We start from the raw sequence: 20,644 nt of genomic DNA, 5'->3' as shown, positions 1-20,644 counted from the left end.
CTGTTGCCATTGTCTATGGTATCTATATGAACAATTGTCGAATAAATTTTACCGGTTGAATGATTCTCCATAAATAACTCTGCCTTTTCCAAACAAAAGTTCACTAACTATCATTATGACTAGAAACAGTAGACCTTCGCCCGGAATCAAAACGTTTGTTTAAAAGTCCTTCAAACTCTTTTGAAAAACGAACTTTTAGCAGTAAACTAGAAAAAGGCTTGTCGAGTACAAGGTTACTTACACATGGCAACGTGTTATCCAGTTCATCTATCAGCAGCGAAACGGAACCACTTCTCACCCGTTATGACAAAACCACCTCTCGACAAACTTCTCTGCGCTAAAATCATTCCAACCCCTCCACAACAGCAAAAACAGCCAATCTAAACAAGCGATTGATTAGCCGAAAATTCACTAACTAATCGTTTGATTAAATGTCGGCAAAACCCTTTTAGTAAACGAACTCAGGCCAGTTGGTAAGAAAAATTCCTGTCGATGACAGGTCTCAATCTTCGATAACTCTCTTCAATATGAATCTATAAAAACCTCGAATCCACAAAAATTGACACGTTATGATACTGATCAAACGTTTGATTAAAAATACTCCCACCACTGATAACAAAGAGTTTCTATCATAAAATACGTCGAATGATGACACTCCAAAACACGGCGACAATCTTCTAACTTTGCACCGTAAAATGCGAAAAGACAAGGTGAACCGCTATTGAAAATCTCTTCGTTCAAATCCGTATATCTCACGGGCGATTTTTATTAATAAAGTTTCCGTTTGTTCTTTCAGCTTAGTGAATATGTAACATATGAAATCTTTGCATCAGGAGATTCTTTAGTACTTTCTAGTATGAAAAGAGCCTGTCACCCCCGAATAATGTCGATGAATTTGACAAAATACGGGTGGTAACAGGCACTTATTTGACACCTATTGTCTCTGTTTTATTCTTTGTTTAAACAAGACCGTTCCTCCAATGATTAGGAGAATGATTCCTGCAAATAGCCAGTTATACATGTTTGTTGCTGTATCTGGTAGTTGTACTTCTGTTGATGGATTCTCTTTTTTGTTTGTTGCTGTGTCCGGCTTTTGTACTCCTGTTGATGGAGTGTCTTTTATGTTAGTTGCTGTGTCTGGCAGTTGTACTCCTGTTGATGGATTATCTTTTGCCAGATCATTTGGACGGAAGACGCCATAAGTACTTAAGTGTTTCGTCATGGCTTTAATCTGGCCGTTTTCGTATGTGCCCCCGATTAATTCCCAATCCTTTTTATTTGGATTCCAATAAAATACTTTTAATTCTTCAGGATGACCGACTCCACTTACAGGGAAAACAAGCTGAATCTCATGATCAAAATTACTGATGATTTTATCTCCTTGTTTGATCGTGAAGTCATACACGGCCCCTGCTGCCAAATTGGATGAAGGAAGCTTTTCAGGGCTATTAGCGACTCTTTCCATGCTAATCACAAGGTTTCCCCCTTTTGCAAAGTTTGCCGCATGTACCAGAAGCTCCACATCATTTTTAACTATTTTAATTTTCGCCTGGCGATTGATGAGCGTTTCCAGCTGGCCAGCCGTAAATTGAATGGTTGTGACTCCGTCCAGACTCTCCTTTAATTCAACCACAAGTGTTCCTTCTTCATCCAATTGATTGATTTGGTCATCAGAAACGGTTGCACTGACTCCATCCTTTTTAGGTGTGACCTGTACTTCTGTTTGCAGACGAGTCAAAGCAATGGTATAAGTGGCCATCTGTCCATTTTGAGCGGATACTTCAATGATAATGTTGTTTTTTCCTTGCTCTAACGCGATTGGTTCACTTTCATGCCCGCTTGCTACTGGTTTCCCATTTATTTTTACCGACGCATTTGCATTTGCTGTCGTTGGAGTGAAGGTGACCGTTTGGATATTCGCACCTACTGCCATCGTATATTGGGTCGTGCCAGGTTCAAAAGCAGGATTTAACGCGCCGTGGCTGCTTGTTAATTGACTAAGTGTCACATCACTAGAGATCACATTTATGGTGATTGTTAGTGTTGTCTCATGCTGTCCATCACTTACCAGAATTGAAAGTGTGTAAACCGCTTTGGCCGCTGCATTTAACTGCGCTGCATCGGCAACCCTTATTTCTCCGGTCTTTTCATGAATAGTAAAAGTTCCTTCATTGTTCCCGGAAGAGATTTTGTATGTCATTGCATCACCATCGGCATCACTTGCCTTAACAGCACCGATCACTGTTCCAGTTGCAGTCTTCTCATCAATGGTAAAAGAGGCATCATCCGCAATCGGTGGGTTATTATTCAAATTATCTTCTACTGCCGTTTTCTTAATCGTGTAAGTATCGTACAAGTATGGCAATTTAGTGATTTCATTTTTAGTTTGGTCATACTTGTACGCATACGTATTAAAGGTTACAGAATTTGATGTTACCGTTACTGTCACATAAGCCGTCTCTTTTGCGATATCACTCTGCGGCCCATGAGGGTTTAACGGATCACCTGCTGGTTTAGCAGAATTTATATCAAGGAATTGATAATTTGTTGTTAGCGGATCACCAGACGAAACCGTATAATTTTTTTCACTATACCATTTCAACCCGCCAGCTGTAAGAGCCACCATATAGAAAGGTGAATTCTTCGGTTGTAGAGCTGTTGTTTCATCCAGCATTTCCGGAGTTGCATTGACACCCTGATCGCTTATGAAACCTCTTGAAAACACATGATCATGACCTTGTAGGACTGCATCAATATCCAATTCAGCAAATATTGGTGACCAATACTTTCTTAATTCGATGATATCATTATCCGTTATATGGCTGGCACCAGTGTATATAGCCTTGTGCATGCCGACAAAAATCCACTGCCCATTTTCTTTTGCTTTTTTAGTTTCTGTTCTTAATAGTGCTTCCTGTTCCTTTAATTGTGATTGTGAAGTATTTTGGGTATTAAGCATCACGAATTTTGCAGGACCGTAATCATAGGCATAAGCCCCACCTGATTCATTCGGTACGTTGATATGCCCATTAAAGGTAGCATTGTCATGATTCCCTTGAACGACAGAAATAAGGTTATTCTTCAAGAAGTCTGCCCCTGCAGTTGGAAATGCTCCACCATTATTAAAGAACAAGTTCCATTGCGTCTCATTAGATGCTGTATCAGTTAAGTCACCACCAATATAGGTAAAGGCAGAATCAGAAATCTTACTTAATTCATTAAAAGTGGCTCCTGCCGCGATTGAATTGACAGCATTGCTGATTTGTGGGTCCACTATATAGTTGAATGTAAAGCTATCTTTGTTTCCTGCTTCGGGTGCTGTTTTAAATGTTCCTGAAAGCTTGTTTGCACCCGCACCTGCTGTATATTCATACTCTGTACCAGGTGTTAATCCTGTTATTTCGACCTTGTGAAAGTATCTGCCTCCTGCACCTTGTGCATTGGTTCCATTAACTATCGTTGGCTGACTTTCACCTTTTTTATTTACTTTTAAGACCGTGTTCACTTGCTTATCTGTTGTCCATGCAAAATTCACACTAGTCGATGCATCTGTACCTACGTGCATGGTAAGCTGTTGTGGTGTCTTATCTGGATCAACCTGAATAGGATCGTCCGATAAAGGATAAACTTGTGTTAAAAGTGTCTTGTCATTTGCCGTAACGGCCGCATACCAACCCGTATCGCTGCTTTCCGGTGAATTCCATTGAGCGGCAGCTGTATTTCCGCTTTCCACGGACACTGTATTTCCGATTTTTACATCTTCTGTGACACCAGCAGTAAACGAAGCTGTAGATATCGTTCTTTTAGGATCCTGTAATGGAAGGTTTACAGTAAAGTCATCCTTTTCTGCTGAAAAAGCATTATATCTATCAAATACAGGAGAGTAGGTTTTATTAACCAGCTGTCCGTTGCTCAATTGAAGCGTGCGAAGAAAACCATCCCCGCCACGGTTATAATCCTGGTAATCACTCATGATTTCCTGTACGAAACGTGATGTGCCTGGAACCGTTCTGGTATTTCTGGATACTCCTGGATTATGTCCACTTAATACTAAAGCCACATTATGATTTGGTACAATTATTTTTTCAAATATCTGCTGACCACGTTGTGCGGTATCAAAGTTCCCGTTGGTTGCGAGGTACTCGTGCACTAAAATAATCGCACTGCGATTGCTGTATTCTTTAAGAACTGCATTTGCCCATGTAACCGTATCAGGTGTTACCTCAACTCCCATCCCAAGGTAAAGCATGATCAAGTCTTTTCCACCGATGGTAACGAGGTCATAATGATTGGTATTATTATTGTAGCTGCCGCCATACCATGGCTGCCCATTAAAACGATTCTCGCCGAAATAGGTGAAATACCCGCTCGTTTCATACCTTAGATTTGAATAGTCCCCTACGTCGTGATTTCCAGTAACAACACCGTTAGGAACGTTGGCATCATCCAACACTTTATGTGCAGCATCTGCAACCATCCATTGTGACGTATTGCCAACCGATTGAATGAGATCACCCGTATGGGCTACATAACCGATTTTATTTTGTAAATATTGATCTGCCAACCATTGAGTCATTTTTTTGTACGTATCATCTGCTGCATAAAATTTTGTATCTGTATAATACTGTGTATCCGTGAACCATCCAATTGTGTCACTGCCATTCGATACAAGATCCGGAACAATCATTGCCCGCAGCTTGCCTTGCGATGCAAATTCCGCAGTGTCCACTTTTGCAGTCAATGTAAAATCAGAACCCTTCGAACCGTGCCCTGAAGCTACTTTTACCCATTCTCCTTTTGTATGATTCCAAACAGCCAATGCTAACTTTTCACTACCTTGCGTATGTCCTGTAAACGAAAGAACGACTTTCCCAGTAGTTGTCCCGATATTCACATCATAGGCCTGATAGGGCATGCCTGTTTGCGAAGCAGTTGTAACATACCCGCTCACTTTTTCTCCGAGGCCAGTTTCTCCAGGATAGTCTTTGTTCTGAAGAACCGTGCTGTCTATCACATTGGAAGAACCTTGGATCTCGGTAATACTTGCAGCCTTATAAAAAGAGACATCCGCAACTCCACCACCAGGTACATTAGGAGTAATGAAGAGCTCTACATGATTTTCATCCCTTATAGACTGTGGATTGGTCACACTTAATTCAGTGCGTTCCACTGTAAAACTAACCGTTTTGGTGGTCGTATTGCCTGCCTTATCTGTTGCTGTGATGAGGAGGGTATGAGAGCCTGCCGATAAAGCAGAATCATACGGCAACGTGATGGTTGTACCATCGAGTTTAACCAATGTGGATGCAATACCTGCGGTTGCATCTGTTATGGACGCTTTTAAAACATCTGTAGAATGGATGATTGCGCCGTCCGTGACAGAAGGCTCGACAACCGGAGCTGTGTTGTCCGTAGTAATGGTTGCTGTTTTGACTACGGTACCGTTATCCAATAACTCAATGATATGATTTCCATCCACTAACGCGGTTGTATCGATTGAAAATAATTTAACCTTGTTATCCCATGATGTCAGGTCGAACAGGATATCAACCCTGTATGCCATGGATAAATCACTGCCGCCGGGGAATCCGTCACCCAGTCTATATTTATTTGTGTTCGAATAAGCTTCCTCCACTATATTTTTACTTTGAGATGCAGGTTTTGTAGCATCCAATGCATAATATAACTTTACACCTGTTGGTGCGATTTTATCGCCGTTTGGTAAAGCAATAGAAAAATCAAACACATTAAAATCATCATAATTTGTCGTATTGGGTGCAACATTAACATTATAGTCCCCAGCTGTATTCCCAATGGTAATACCGATGCTATTAACCTGTCCGGGAGTCAAGAGGCTTTGGTCAAGCGGTAATCTTTGCTGCGCATCATCTTTGGTAATATAAGAATTGAATTGATCGTTAATGTATGTAGCATTTTTAAAATTATTGCTTACCGATTGTATTCCGGAGGAACTAAAGTCTAGGAAAGCATTGCCGTTAGTAGTCAACCCCTCAATCGGGTTTCCATCTAATCTTAAAGACAGGTTGTCGTTGCCTGTTTTTGATGCTCCAGATACATTGAATTTTCCCTTGATTAGATCTCCATTGTTAATGTTCCATGAATAGCTAGTGTCGTCTACCATGGGAGGGTCATCCACTACAGGAGGATCTTCTACTACGGGAGGATCAACCACTGCAGGAAGTTGAACACCTTGAATCACGATATCATTGATGCGAGTATTTCCTGCCATGGCAGTTGCACCGTCATCACCATTTACCTTATAGTTGGAAGTCATGATCCATCGAAGGAAAACTTTATCCTGATCTTGCATTTCTTCCGGTAAGGCGAATGTATGGGAAGAATTACTTGTAGTTGTACTGTAACTGCTGTTTGATACGTCTATCCAGTTATTTCCGTCAGTACTGGAGATGACCTTAAAATCTCTCGGTCCTTGTGGAGAGGACGTAACCAGTGCCGTTAAATTCAGTTGTTCATAACCTTTAGTAGAAAGTTCAACCTGCCAATATTTTTTATCCATACCTCCAGCCCAATTACCACGATAGACAGAATCCTTATTGGCGTAGAGGCTGACGGTAGGAACAGCTCCCTCCCAATTAGAAAAAAGGGCGTTCTGTTCGTTTTTTCCGCCTGTCGCCGGAATGGATGCAGACATAGGTGTAGCAGCCGTCATATTCCATGCTGCAACGGTTTCTAGATTAGTAGATTCGTCTGCAGATACAAGGGGTACTCCCCCCCAACCACTCATAATCATGACGATTACCATCAGGATGGATAATAGGCTTTTTCCTGTTGCTTTCATCAAAAAGATCGCTCCTTCACAAAGTTATTTATTGTAGCAATAAATTGTTGAAATTGAATCCGCACTCACATACCAAACATGATTTTACTCCTCTTAAACCGATCTCCCACCTCCTAAGTTGCCGAGCATGATTCGACGGTCAAAAAGCTTGACCTTGTTTTTGACAAATACTCCATCTTTTACGGCAAATAAAGCGATTTTCTTTACTTCATTTGTAATGCCTCCACAACAAGTTTTTGGTGTCGTCAAAATATTAACAATATTTACAAATACTGACACACTTCTTCATGCTATCTGAACATTGTTAATTTACTGTCTATTATTTGTAAACTTTCTATTTATTTTTATCACACGTGGAAACATCGTGGTTACCGAAGCCAAAAGTGTCATTATTTAAAGTCTCGTAGGTTCTTTATCGATATGCAGATGCAGACAATATAAAGAAGCTAACTACCTACATATTGTAGATTGTTAGCTTCTTTTTCTCTTTAGACGGACTTTTTCAGTGACTCCGAACTAATAGGGTATCTTGTTTTACTTATCATCGTTAAGGTGTTATAAATAGTGTGAGGTTGAAAAATATACAAAAAAACTGATGAAGGAATAAACCCCTCCATCAGTTTTTTCTTATTTTAATAGCCTCAAACTATTCAAAATAACTAATATGGTACTTCCTTCATGCCCAATGACACCTAATGGTAAATCCACTGCTTGTAAAAAGTTTGAAGCGATCAGAAGGACGATGACACTGATGGAGAAAGCGACATTCTGTTTGACAATTCGATTCATCCTTTTAGACAAGTGAATCGCTTCGGAAATCTTCGGTAAATCGTTTTTCATCAGGATGATATCTGCTGTCTCAAGGGCCACGTCCGTTCCGCCCCCCATCGCAATTCCCACATTAGCGGTTGCAAGTGCAGGAGCATCATTGATCCCGTCGCCAACCATCGCAACATTCCCAAGTCTCCCTTTAAGCTGTTTCAAATGTTCTACCTTGTTTTCCGGCAAGCATTCAGCAATGTATTCATTCACATGACTTTCATCGGAAATCACTTTCGCTGTTTTGGCGTTATCCCCCGTCAACATGATCGTATAAATGCCTTGGGCTTTTAACTGATCAATGGCAAGTATCGTTTCTTTTCGAACCCGGTCCATCAGGCCGATACATGCCACTACTTTTCCAGCCTTTTGTACAAAGACAACCGTTTTCCCCTCATCAGCCAGCCTGCTAGCAGCTTGTTCAGCAAATCGTTCAGCCTCTTCTTCCCCAACAAATCCAGCTTTGCCGATTTTCCACTCATCTTGATCAATGGTCGCTTTCACTCCCCAGCCAGCAGCATCCTCAATACTTTCTGGGTAAAGAAGGTCATCCGCTAATTTTCCCTTTGCATACTTCACAATCGCATTGGCAAGTGGATGAGTGGAGTGGCTTTCAATCGAAGCCGTAATCCGTAAAATATCTTCATCATTAAGCCCATTTTGAACGATAAAATCTGTAACCTCCGGCTTTCCCTTTGTCAACGTACCCGTTTTGTCAAAAGCAATAGCTTTCAAATGGCTTAAATTCTCTAAGTGAACTCCACCTTTAAAAAGAATCCCGTGCCTGGCACCATTGGAAATCGCCGATAAGGTGGCCGGCATGATGGAAGCGACAAGGGCACATGGCGAAGCCACAACCAGTAAAACCATCGCCCGGTACAAGGTTTCTACCCAGCTCCAACCAAGTAGATAATGTGGAAGAAACATCATCACCGCTACTACAGCAAGCACTACTTTTACGTAAGTCCCTTCAAACTTTTCGATAAATAGCTGGGATGGCGCTTTTTCACTCTGTGCAGACTGAACTAACTCAATAATCTTTTGGAATAAGGTTTCGTTTGCAGGTCTGATGATTTCAACGGTAATCGAACCGTTTAAATTCACGGTTCCAGCAAACACCTCATCTTGATTTCCTTTCGAAACAGGGATGGATTCCCCCGTAATCGCCGCCTCATCAACGGTGGTCATTCCTTTGACAATTTTTCCATCGGAAGGCACTCGTTCCCCCGGTTTAATCAGAATGAAATCACCAATCTTTAGTTCTGATACATGAACGCGTTCCTCCATTCCATTCGTGACGCATAACGCCTCTTCAGGCTGAAGTTCCATTAATGAAGAAATTTCTTTATGACTTTTATTCATGGTATAGGTTTCAAGCGCCCCGCTTAAAGAAAAAATAAAAATGAGAATGGCCCCTTCAATCCAATAACCGATAATAGCCGATCCAATCGCTGCTAAAACCATTAGCATCTCAACATTAAGCTCTTTATTCGCAATCGTTTCTTCGATGCCTTCTTTTGCTTTCGCATAGCCCCCAATGACAAAAGCAAGGAGAAACAATAGAACAGACGGCACTTCAAACCCTTCCCGCTGAAGTAACCATCCAAGAAAAATGAATACTCCGCATACAATGGCTGCAATTAGTTCACCATTCGCTTTTATTCTTTCCCAGAGCTTTCCTTGTGGCTGTGGCTTTTTACTGTTCAGTACTTGTGTTTGTACTTGTGCTTCTGTCCTCATATTTTGTGTCAACCTCCATTTCCCCTCAACTATTTATTTATAATATTTTCCTTTTAATAATTATTATAATACGGATTATATTCAAATTTTATAAAGTTGTCAATCATAAATGAGAAAATAAATTTCCAATTGAGAATAATACTCAACACCAATTTAATTTTTATAGTAACTATCATTATTCTCTTATATTAATAATGATAATTATTATTATTTACTCTACGCCATTTATCGCAGCAAATAGCAATATATATTAACCTTACTCTAAAGAGTTGACCACAGGCAAAAATTATTTACAAATACAAGAAACAGAGTTAAAATCAGTTCATAAAATAATTCGTAGCTATTTATAAAGAAAAAGTTGGTCTAATGAAATTTTTTTTACTTACTACACCTTTTGGAGGGGTGATTACATGGATTCTAAGGGCTGGTTAAAGCAAAGCGCAAATGTGAGTTTAGAAGAGGTTAATAATACCGTGAGTATTCCAAGTAAAGGAGGATTTTGGCGGAAACTTCTTGCATTTATTGGGCCGGGATCATTGGTTGCCGTAGGGTATGTAGACCCCGGAAACTGGGCAACCTCCATCGCCGGCGGGTCACGTTTTGGTTACACGCTGTTAATTGTCATTTTACTTTCAAATTTAATCGCCATGCTCTTGCAAGCATTATCTTCAAAGCTTGGGATTGTTACAGGAAGAGATCTCGCCCAGGCAACGAGGGATGCAACAGGAAAGAAAACAGCCTTTGTCCTTTGGATATTAACCGAATTAGCCATTATTGCAACCGATTTAGCAGAGGTCATTGGTTCAGCCATTGCCCTAAATTTATTATTTGGCATTCCATTATTACTGGGTATTGCCATCACCACATTCGATGTGCTGCTTCTACTCTATTTGCAGAAGAAAAGCTTTCGTATTATTGAATCCATTGTCATCGTTTTAATGGTTACCATCTTTGTTGTCTTTGCATTTGAGGTCATTTTCTCAAAACCGGAAATGGCCGCTTTATTCGGCGGGTTTGTTCCCAAAGCTGAAATTGTCACAAATCCACAAATGCTCTTTATTTCATTAGGGATTTTAGGTGCAACGGTGATGCCGCATAATTTATATTTGCATTCTTCCATCGTGCAAACCAGACAATATAAAAGGACAACAGAAGGAAAAAGAGAAGCATTAAAATTTTCTCTTATTGATTCCACCTTTTCGTTAACCGTTGCATTTTTGATTAACTCCGCCATTTTGATTTTGGGAGCGGCCGCTTTTTATGGTACCAATTTAGATGTATCCGAAATCGAAGCAGCCTATGAATTACTTAGTCCTACGCTCGGAGTAGGGATAGCAAGTACGTTATTTGCAGTTGCCTTACTTGCATCCGGTCAAAACTCAACCATTACCGGAACGATTAGCGGGCAAATTGTGATGGAAGGATTTATTAACTTAAGAATTACACCATGGCTTCGCCGCTTGATCACACGTTTATTAGCCGTCGTTCCTGCGTTTATCGTGACCTGGGTGGCCGGCGCCAAAGGAACGGGTGAATTGCTGTTATGGAGTCAAGTCATTCTAAGCTTGGCACTTCCATTTGCTGTCATCCCTTTAGTACTCTTTACAAGCGATAAAAAGAAAATGGGTGAATTCGCCAACAAATTACCTGTGAAAATTTTAGCATGGGGATGTACCGGTGTAATCGTTGTATTGAATATTTTCCTCATTGTATATACCGTTATCACAGGTCAAAATTTAGGATAAAAGGGAAAAGCCTAATTTCTCCGTATTAAAAATAGAGAAATTAGGCCTATTTCAGTGACTTCGAACCGTCCCCCTGAATGCATTCACACATTTTTTTATCTTTACTACTTTCTCAAAAACAAATCCCATTCAAACATGCTTGTTCCAATTTGAATACAATTTTCCACTTTTGACCTGCTTTTTTACGTTAAATTCAATTTCCCCTGGTTCGATTCATTTATTTAATAGAGTTATGGTAAAGCTACCTAGGAATAAATCGGAAGCGCGCTGCCCTGAAGGGTTTTACCAGTGGAGAGCTTTGACGAATTAGTTGTTCAATATCAACCAATGATTCATAAGATTATCCAAACCTTAAACATTTATAAAAATCAAAATGAATTCTATCAGACGGGGTTAATCGGCCTTTGGGAGGCTTCACTGTCCTTTGATGAAGGAAAAGGCAGTTTTACAAACTATGCGTACATCTATATGAAAGGGAAAATGTTATCGCAAATGACTCAAAACAACCAACATAAAGAAAAACTTATCTATCCGGTGGAGGAATTCTGGGAAACGATTGAAAACCAGGAAGCCCCTCTATTGCTTGAGAAGGAAACGATTCAAACCTATTGCGACGGGCTAACGGAAAAAGAAGCAAAATGGGTAATCGCAGCATCGATCGAACAACTTTCTATTAAGGAGATTGCCGAAAAGGAGAAGGTGTCACCCTCTGCCGTTAAGCAATGGCGGTCAGGAGCTAAAAGAAAATTGAAAGAAAAGATTGCAATGGATAGCTAACCTTTTTATTTCACCCCGGGCAGTTGGCTACATATGCTGCCCGGGATCACAATGTATCATCGGCATTATTTGACAAAAGTGGACTATTTTCACAAAACATTCATGAATGGTACGTGTTAGTGATACTATACTATAGTAATATATGTTATTTTTTCATTAATGGTTTAATTTATCTTTAATTGCAGGAAAAACACACCTAGAAGTCGTTATCACAATATTATTCTGATTTCCTCATTAAATGATATGACCATGCGATCCTCTTTACTTTCATTATATCTTGAGCTACCCCACTTATAAATGATTGCTCACTCATCTTGTGTAAACATTCTTTTCAAACTAACTGTTTTTCGCATCAAAAAATCAAAATGATAACTATTTAGGAGTGAAGGATTTGGTTATTGAAAAGCATTATGTAATTAATCAGCATATGATGTACATGTTTGGGCTGCGTGATCGAAATGCAAAAGAATGTACCCTAGTCACAGAGTTCCACCGTGTTTTCATCGTAGATCGATCACCTTTGGAAATACTAGACGATAGCCTCCGATCGATTGGATTCGATTTAAAAGGAGCCATGGACACTGCCAAACTCATCATTGGGAAGAGCATGATGTGCCCTGTCATGATCAACCACATCCATAAGATTTGTGTCTTTCCCGATAAATCGCATAAGCACGAAGATACCATTTGGTTTAATCCCTTACATATCTTAAGAACGGATAGTTTTAAACGAAAAACAAACATAGAGTTTCGAAATAAGCTGATCCTCATGATTGATTCCAAACTTTATTCATTTAATAACAAATTGAAATCAGCGGAGCAGTTTAGCCAAATCACCATCGAAAACGCCACCAACCCAGTATCCTATATCATTGAACCACCGAAGAAAATCAGGAAAAGGAAAAGCAAAATTAAATAGAGTCTCACTGGATGACCAATATATATATAATATTTTCTTGAAATCTGACAAAAAACAAAAATCCAGATCCGACATGAATTTGCTTGATGGTGATAGTCCATCTAATAGCGTCTTTTAAAGCAGCCTGATGAATGATTCATCAGGCTGTTTCTTCAACTCACACATTCTATTATTTTCTACTAAAGAGATGGGAACGATTAATTATGGATAACACTCGGGTAGCATCTGGCAAGGATATTCACTTTGTGTCCTTTTTAGGAAGATATGAGACAAAATCTAAGATAGAGCCGTTTTCCGTACCACAGTACGTGGAGTAAATCTTAATGTCATTATGTAATGATCTAAAAGGGAGAATTGTTATGAACGAGTCCAAAGAAGAGAAAAACCCCATAATAATGAATAATTCACCATTTACCAAAATGGAATGTAAGCGCCAATCCTTTGTAAAAACAAATGCCTTTACTGGTACAGTTCAACGTACCATGTATAAAAATGATTATTTTAATTTTTTCTATAAAAAACGGAATGGGTGTTTGGAAAACGATGAATAGAATCGTCGAAATAAAATTAAAGGAACTACTTATGGAAAAGGGGATGACTATAAGAAAATTATCCCGACTAAGTGATGTCCGTCATGCGGCTTTATGTGAATTAGCTAACCAAAAGAGGATTAATGTCCATCTTCATCATCTAGCCCGAATTGCGGATGCACTAGATATTGATGATATGAATCAAATTATAACTTTCGAAAAAGTGAAGACGAAATGAGAATCTATAAGATGGAGCTTCATTCATTCGCCCGAGCCTGTGTTGGTAGGAACATATGAGGGAATGACAAAAAAGAATCGAACGAAACCTAGCAGCCTGATGAATGAATCAAGCTGCTTCTATTTTTCGTTACTTGGAACATTCTTTGATGGTATACATACCTTCTCGGGAAGTGACAGGTACGGATATCTATGAATGTTTTTTAACTCAAATCCGCTTACAGCCTGTACCTTCTTGCACAATAAGCATATTAATAATGTAAATAGGGTTTGCTTAAATAAAGTTTGTTATTTTTTTAATAACCTTTCATTAATAATCTGTAATGGGATAAGCTGCTCGGAAAAGGAGATGTGATACATTGGAGAATCAAGTGATTGTACCTTGGGAAGTGGATGAACTAACTCATGGTGAATTTTATGTTCCAGATTATATCAATGATATAGGATTAGAAGTTCTTAAACAATACAATTTAAAAGTTAATAGCATGCAAGTGATCACAACAAAGCCTGACAAGGGTGGGGCTATTTGGAAGCTGGAGACGAATTCAGGACCAGTAAGTTTTAAGCTTCTCCATCGAAGACCCACAAGAAGTATGTTTAGTCTTGGCGCCCAAAGATATTTGGTGGATGTAAAAAAAGCAAGGGTACCAGGGATTATCACAACCAAATCAGGAGAGGATTATGTCGAGGCCGGAGGAAAGCTGTGGTTTGCTGCGGAATGGATTGAGCCGCTAACTCCTGTAACAAAGGATTTAGTAGGTGCAAAACAACTTTGCTATGCACTTGGTGAATTTCACCGCCTAAGTCAGGGATATGTACCTCCAGCAGGATCTGAAATGGCATCGAGATTGCATAAATGGCCAAAAAGCTATCAAAAAACCGTAACGAAAATGGATTGGTTCCGAACTACCGCCAATGCATATAGTTCAATGCCTGCAAGTCAAGATCTATTAAATGTTGTCGGTCTATTTGAAGATCAAGCAAAAAGAAGTGTCGAAGCACTTAATCAGTCAAAATACTCGGAACTTGTAAAGCTAGGAAATACAAATTGGGGACTAGTGCACCAGGATTATGGTTGGTCTAATGGTCAAATGGGACCAAATGGGATGTGGATTATTGACCTAGATGGAGTAGCTTATGATCTTCCAATTCGTGATTTAAGGAAACTAATTACCGGTACCATGTCCGATTTATTTACGTGGGATGTAACGTGGATACGTGAAATGATTCAAGCTTATCACGAGGCAAATCCAATTAGTCCAGAACTATATGACATCTTAATGATTGACATGTCACTTCCTAATGAATTTTATAAAAATGTTAAAGAAGTACTATATGAACCTGAACTATTTTTAAATGAAACAACTTCTCAATTAATTCGAACAATTGTCGATACTGACCAATCCAAATGGCCGGCATTGCAAGAAGTTCAAAACGATTGGAGGAATAAGAAAGCATGAATATTTTAATGATTGCTACTGAAAAACTCCCTGTACCTCCTGTCCTAGGAGGGGCCATTCAAACGTATATTTCTGGAACCCTGCCATACCTAGCAAAGTCGAATAATATTACTGTTTTAGGAATAACGGACCCATCGCTTCCTAATGAAGAAATCAAAGACGGAATTAAATATGTCCGGGTGCCAGGAAAATTATTAGAACTCTATCAACAAGGAATCGTTCGGTTTTTAGCTACCACTTCTTTTGACATTATTCATATTTTTAATCGTCCTCGTCTTGTTATGCCAATTCGAAGTGTTGCACCTCAATCAAAAATTATCCTTAGCATGCACAATGATATGTTCAATCTGGAAAAAATCGAACCAAATGAAGCACATGCAGCAATAAATGAAGTCTCTATGATCATTACAATCAGTAACTATGTAGGGAATGTCATCCGAAACCTCTATCCCCAGGCATCAACAAAGCTCCAAACTATTTATTCAGGTGTTGATTCTGAGAGATTTTTACCTGGTAATCATTCCAAAATGCAATCGATTCGAAATCGCCTTCGCAAAGAACATGGCTTAGAAAATAAGACTGTAATCTTATTTGCAGGTAGACTTTCCGAAAACAAAGGAGTAGATCGTTTAATTCGTGCATTACCACTGCTTTCAAAAAGATTTAAAGACTTAGCCTTAGTAGTAGTAGGAGGTAACTGGTTTAGTCAGAACAAAGTAACCGATTATGTAGCCTATATTCGTTCTTTAACGAAGCAACAATCCGTTCCTGTTGTGACCACAGGATTTGTATCACAAGCTGAAATTCAAAATTGGTTTGCGGCCGCCGATTTATTTGTTTGTACTTCCCTTTGGCAAGAACCACTAGCACGCGTTCATTACGAAGCAATGGCTGCCGGCCTTCCTATTGTGACAACGGCAAGAGGAGGAAATGCAGAGGTTATTAAATTAGGGGAAAATGGCTTTGTAGTCGAAAATCCAGAAGACCCAGCAAATTTTGCAGAGAAGATTTCAGAAGTATTATCAAATAAATCATTAATGCAAAGTATGGGGAAAAGAGGAAGAGAACTCGCTTTAAGCAATTATAACTGGCCTCGAGTAGCACAAGAAATTATGGAAGTTTGGTGGCGTACGATGCAAATACCTCTTCCTACAGCTCTGCCTGATGGATATGTAGCTCCAGAGGTTGAAAGTTTCCAAAATATTATTCCTGTACAGGGCGGATCTAGTGAGATACACGTTAGTAACGTCGGGCAAACAATCACTCAATTTACAGATGAATCAAAGGTTCCTGAAAAAGAGAAAAAGAAGGATAAAGAGAAGTACAAAGATAAAGACAAAAAAGATAAACGCAATAAGAAGGATACGGAGAAGTACAAAGATAAAGACAAAAAAGATAAACGCAATAAGAAGGATACGGAGAAGTACAAAGATAAAGACAAAAAAGATAAACGCAATAAGAAGGATAAGGATTAAAAATCTAAGTGGAGTGAAGCAAACGGTAACAAAGATAAGAAGAAATAAAAAAACGACTGATCATAATAATAATTTAATCGATGTAGGTACGCGTTCAAAAAATCAAGGTGCAATTCAAATGGCACCTTGATTTTTTAGAAGTATCCTCATTATTTCAAGTAAATTTGTCCAAGCCATTTTAATTAACCGTAGTAATTTATATTAAAATGGAAGAAAACCCGGACACTTTGTCGAAAGGAGACGACTTATTTCCAAATGAACATTTTAGTGACAGGAGCGGCTGGTTTTATTGGGTTTCATCTTTCTAAACGATTGTTAGATGAAAACTATCATGTTATCGGTGTAGATAATCTTAATGAATATTACGATGCTCATTTAAAGAAAGATCGGTTAAATATACTGGAAAAAAACGTTAATTTCGAATTCTATAAAATAGATTTGGCAGATCAAGAATCACTAATACCAATATTTGAAAATAGATCAATCAATATTGTAATCAACTTGGCAGCTCAGGCTGGAGTCCGTTATAGTCTTGACAATCCTCATTCTTATGTTCATTCAAACTTATTTGGGTTTATAAATATTTTAGAGGCTTGCAGGCACTATCAAGTTGAGCACTTAATTTATGCATCTTCAAGTTCCGTTTATGGAGCAAATTCAAACATTCCATTCTCTACAAAAGACTCTGTTGATCATCCAATAAGTATCTATGCTGCTACAAAAAAAGCAAATGAATTAATGGCTCACTCGTATAGCCATTTATTTAATATTCCAACCACAGGCCTTCGTTTCTTTACAGTGTATGGCCCTTGGGGAAGACCCGATATGGCTTATTATTCTTTTACTAAAGCTATTGTAGAAGGAAATACTTTAAAAGTATTTAATAATGGCGATATGAGCAGAGACTTCACTTTTATTGATGATATTGTGGAGGGGATCATTAAATTACTAGATCATCCACCCAAAAACAATAACAATTGGGATAGAAAAAAACCTGACCCGAGTTCAAGTTATGCTCCCTACAAGATTTATAATATCGGCAACAATAATCCCGTCAAGTTAATGGAATTTATTCAGATATTAGAGAAGCTAATTGGCAAAAAGGCAAAAGTAGAATTATTACCTATGCAGCCAGGAGATGTTAAAGAAACCTATGCAGATATTACAAGTTTGCAGAAGGATGTAGGCTTCTCCCCTGCTATACCATTAGAAATAGGATTAGGTAAATTTGTAGATTGGTATAAAAAATATCATCTAAAGGAAAAATAATCTCCTCAATTTTTCAAAGGGACTATTTTCCAAAACTTTAATTAATATATGCAGAGACAAAAAGGGCTGTATACTAGTCAATAGAATAACCTTTTGGACAGCCCTTTATGACCAAGCATTCTATATTTTTATAAAGCAAAAACCTCATTTACTTATGATACAGTTCCCCGCACCTATTCAACCAGCATTTTATTTACAAAAATATACAATCTGGAAACGAATAAAAAAAAACAGTGCCTCCAACTCCCCGGATAATGTCGATGAGTTCGACAAAAAGCGGGTGGTGACCACTTTTTTAAATCCAGCAAGATTATGGTCACCAATAGCCCTCGTTGGTGACCACTTTTTCAATTCCAGCAAGATCATGGGTACCAATAGCTCTCGTTGGTTACCACTTTTTTAATTCCTGCAAGATTATGGTCACCAATCGCCCTCTTTGGTTACCACTTTTTTAATTCCAGCAAGATTATGGTCACCAACAGCCCTCTTTGGTTACCACTTTTTCCATTCCTGCAAGATTATGGTCACCAATCGCTCTCGTTGGTGACAACTTTTTCCATTCCCGCAAGATTATGGTCACCAATCGCTCTCTTTAGTGAACGGTTCTTATTAGCAAGATATCAAAATAGCAATTTACAAAGGCCATAGAAAAAGAGGTCGGTTTCTTATCGAAACTGGCCTCTTAATTCCAATATCTATTTTATTGAAGGGATACTAAGTTCAATAGTTGACCTCTCTTCCCTTCCAATGTCAGTATCGCTTTCTTTCCTTGATGGTTAAATAATTCATTGATCATGTTGCCTGATGCTTTTGCAGTATAGGTTGTACCTTCTTCTGTGATAAACCGAAACGTTCCGTTATCATCTACCCCACCTATTTGAGCTTCAATGATCATTTGATTGACAGTAGTCGAAGGAATCTTGATGTTTTGTCCAATTTTCAACTTTGTTGGTTCAACTCCTTGATTTAGTTCTTGAATCTGTGAAACAGAAACCCCTAATCTTTTAGCGATTTGGGTAAAAGTATCACCGCTTTTAATTACATAAGTGTTTGTTTTATTCACTGTAGGATTGCTTGTATTGTTTGGTTCATTTTTCGTTAAATAGGTTTCACTCACAAACGCTAGTTTGCCCTTAAATTGAATCTTAGCCCAACCATTAGAAGCGGATATCACGGACACATGATCGTTTAATTTTAAAGAGTCAATAATTGCACTCTTCGTCGAAGCTGCTTCTCTTACTCTCAACGATGTTGCCGTTACATACATGGTTTTGGTAGCTGGACTTGATTCAACCGCTTGTTTGGATGTAAGATAATTCGCACTCACAAAACAAACTCTTCCTTTAATTAAAATGCCCGCCCATCCGTCTTCTTCGAATACAACCTTAACCACATCACCTATTTTATATTTTCCGATAATACTACTTTCAGTGGTCGGTAGGGTTCGAACATTGAGTACAGTGGCGGTAACCATTCGATCTTCTACTTTTGGTAAGAGAATTTTCTTTCCATTAATGGAAGTTAGCCCATTGGCATTTAAGATTCCTTCTGCTGTTACCCCATGTTTCGCAGCGATTGCTTCAATTTTTTCACCACTTCTTACCTGATAGGTATATTCTTCTATCACAGTTGCGGCGCTCGAAGTTATCGAAGAAATACCAAGAACTACGGTAAAAATCCCCGTCACAACCAATCTTTTTACTGGATTTTTTTGAATCCATTGGCTCACCTGTGCTACATATGTATTCCAATTGGCACGAATATCATTTAAGAATCCTTTAACATCTAAGACATTCCGGATATCAAAATGATTTACGCCCTTGTTATATTCCCGTTTTTCCATCCTTGACGTGAAAACTGGTGAATTTTTGCGTTGCTTGCTTTTTCCATGCGCTTCTTTCCTGCTTACCTTTAATTCTCCATTTAAAAATAACTCTGTAGTCAAAATTACCGATTCTCCTATTCTCTCTAAGCTGAAAGTCATCCATACTATTTCCTATAAACAATACGATGGTTTATAATGTTTTTTGTCCCTTTTTGTCAAAAAAAGTAGAAATTAGTTTAATATGGTCCCACTTCCATAATCATGGCGAATATCCTGGCTTAACATCTTTTTGCTCTCCACCACATGGGAAAAAGCCCCTTCAGTGCCAAACTACACTGAAGGGGCCTTAATTTCATTATCCTAACTATTTAAACTTAGATTTCGACTATTCAAACCAACTTCTGCGGTTTCTATCTTGATCTCTATCATGATCCTTTTCATGATCTCTATCATGATCCTTTTCATGATCCTTTTCATGATCCTTTTCATGATCATGTTTGTTATCATCATCTTTACCAGAAGCTATTGCTAAACCACTAAAGGAAATAGGTCCTACCACAGCTGCTTCAGTACCCTTGGTACTATTTTCGACTGTAAATTGATAGCTGTGGGAACCCCCTCTCACATTCGTATCAATAGCTTGTATTGTTACAATATAGTTTACTTCTGATGTAGGATCTGATTCTACCCCTTCTTGAGACCGGAAGATTTCTTTTCCATCACGGAAGATCTTAAACAATAGTTGAGATGTGCCCGTAACTCCACGGACTCCAACTGTCCCAATTAATTCTACATGATTATGGTTAGCATCCCTTTGAGGAATCGTAATACGAATTTTAGCTAATACGGCTCTCCGTGGAGAATGAGGAATAGGAATGGGTCTAATTTGACCAACCTTACTAACTGGCTGTGTTGCTTGATAGTCAATAATTCGATCCATTAATGTCACCACCTTAATTTATTACTTTATCGTATGAAATTTATATGGAGAGGTTTGGACTATTTTTAATAAAGTAATAGTTAAAATG

At 38.7% G+C, this 20,644-nt stretch carries 13 protein-coding genes and 1 pseudogene; 8 read left to right on the top strand and 6 right to left on the bottom strand.

Annotated elements, in window-relative coordinates:
• Positions 1-103: 103 nt before the first annotated feature.
• From BLR86_RS25800 to BLR86_RS21360, 4 genes are all read right to left on the bottom strand, one after another.
• On the bottom strand, positions 104-298 hold the full coding sequence (locus BLR86_RS25800) for a hypothetical protein (RefSeq protein WP_139185688.1): 195 nt from the start codon (positions 296-298) through the stop codon (positions 104-106).
• A 636-nt stretch (positions 299-934) separates the two neighbouring features.
• The gene (locus tag BLR86_RS21370; RefSeq protein WP_090766446.1) at positions 935-6,820 is read right to left on the bottom strand and encodes a cadherin-like beta sandwich domain-containing protein; all 5,886 of its coding nucleotides are present in this window, start codon (positions 6,818-6,820) and stop codon (positions 935-937) included.
• Positions 6,821-6,913: 93 nt separating this feature from the next.
• A complete protein-coding gene (locus BLR86_RS26255; RefSeq protein ID WP_090766443.1) occupies positions 6,914-7,099 on the bottom strand; it encodes a hypothetical protein in 186 nt (61 codons plus the stop codon).
• 348 nt (positions 7,100-7,447) lie between these two features.
• Entirely contained in the window at positions 7,448-9,379 is a 1,932-nt protein-coding gene (locus BLR86_RS21360) for a heavy metal translocating P-type ATPase (protein ID WP_090766525.1), read from the bottom strand.
• Positions 9,380-9,789: 410 nt separating this feature from the next.
• Here BLR86_RS21360 and BLR86_RS21355 point away from each other — a divergent pair, with 410 nt between their 5' ends.
• From BLR86_RS21355 to BLR86_RS21320, 8 genes are all read left to right on the top strand, one after another.
• A complete protein-coding gene (locus tag BLR86_RS21355; protein ID WP_090766439.1) occupies positions 9,790-11,124 on the top strand; it encodes an Nramp family divalent metal transporter in 1,335 nt (444 codons plus the stop codon).
• 288 nt (positions 11,125-11,412) lie between these two features.
• Positions 11,413-11,901 (top strand): sigma-70 family RNA polymerase sigma factor, encoded by a 489-nt coding sequence (locus tag BLR86_RS21350; protein ID WP_090766436.1) that lies wholly within the window; start codon positions 11,413-11,415, stop codon positions 11,899-11,901.
• A 391-nt stretch (positions 11,902-12,292) separates the two neighbouring features.
• A complete protein-coding gene (locus BLR86_RS21345) occupies positions 12,293-12,820 on the top strand; it encodes a competence protein ComK (RefSeq protein WP_090766433.1) in 528 nt (175 codons plus the stop codon).
• A gap of 359 nt (positions 12,821-13,179) precedes the next feature.
• On the top strand, positions 13,180-13,371 hold the full coding sequence (locus BLR86_RS21340) for a hypothetical protein (protein ID WP_139185684.1): 192 nt from the start codon (positions 13,180-13,182) through the stop codon (positions 13,369-13,371).
• Positions 13,364-13,588: a helix-turn-helix domain-containing protein gene (locus BLR86_RS21335; protein WP_090766427.1), complete on the top strand. Its 225-nt coding sequence runs from the start codon at positions 13,364-13,366 to the stop codon at positions 13,586-13,588. The genes BLR86_RS21340 and BLR86_RS21335 overlap by 8 nt, the downstream gene beginning before the upstream one ends.
• 358 nt (positions 13,589-13,946) lie before the next feature.
• A complete protein-coding gene (locus tag BLR86_RS21330) occupies positions 13,947-15,047 on the top strand; it encodes a CotS family spore coat protein (RefSeq protein ID WP_090766425.1) in 1,101 nt (366 codons plus the stop codon).
• The gene (locus BLR86_RS21325; RefSeq protein ID WP_090766422.1) at positions 15,044-16,522 is read left to right on the top strand and encodes a glycosyltransferase family 4 protein; all 1,479 of its coding nucleotides are present in this window, start codon (positions 15,044-15,046) and stop codon (positions 16,520-16,522) included. The genes BLR86_RS21330 and BLR86_RS21325 overlap by 4 nt, the downstream gene beginning before the upstream one ends.
• A gap of 255 nt (positions 16,523-16,777) precedes the next feature.
• The gene (locus BLR86_RS21320; RefSeq protein ID WP_090766419.1) at positions 16,778-17,791 is read left to right on the top strand and encodes an NAD-dependent epimerase; all 1,014 of its coding nucleotides are present in this window, start codon (positions 16,778-16,780) and stop codon (positions 17,789-17,791) included.
• Between the two features lie 700 nt (positions 17,792-18,491).
• On the opposite strand, the gene BLR86_RS21315 is transcribed toward BLR86_RS21320, so the two are convergent.
• Positions 18,492-19,736: a LysM peptidoglycan-binding domain-containing protein gene (locus BLR86_RS21315; RefSeq protein ID WP_175492999.1), complete on the bottom strand. Its 1,245-nt coding sequence runs from the start codon at positions 19,734-19,736 to the stop codon at positions 18,492-18,494.
• Positions 19,737-20,139: 403 nt separating this feature from the next.
• A pseudogene (locus tag BLR86_RS21310) lies at positions 20,140-20,556 on the bottom strand (exosporium protein C); the annotation flags it as partial.
• Positions 20,557-20,644 lie beyond the last annotated feature (88 nt).

Source organism: Bacillus sp. OK048, from assembly GCF_900103525.1.
Taxonomy (GTDB): domain Bacteria; phylum Bacillota; class Bacilli; order Bacillales; family Cytobacillaceae; genus Neobacillus.
This window is presented reverse-complemented; position numbering and strand designations above follow the sequence as displayed.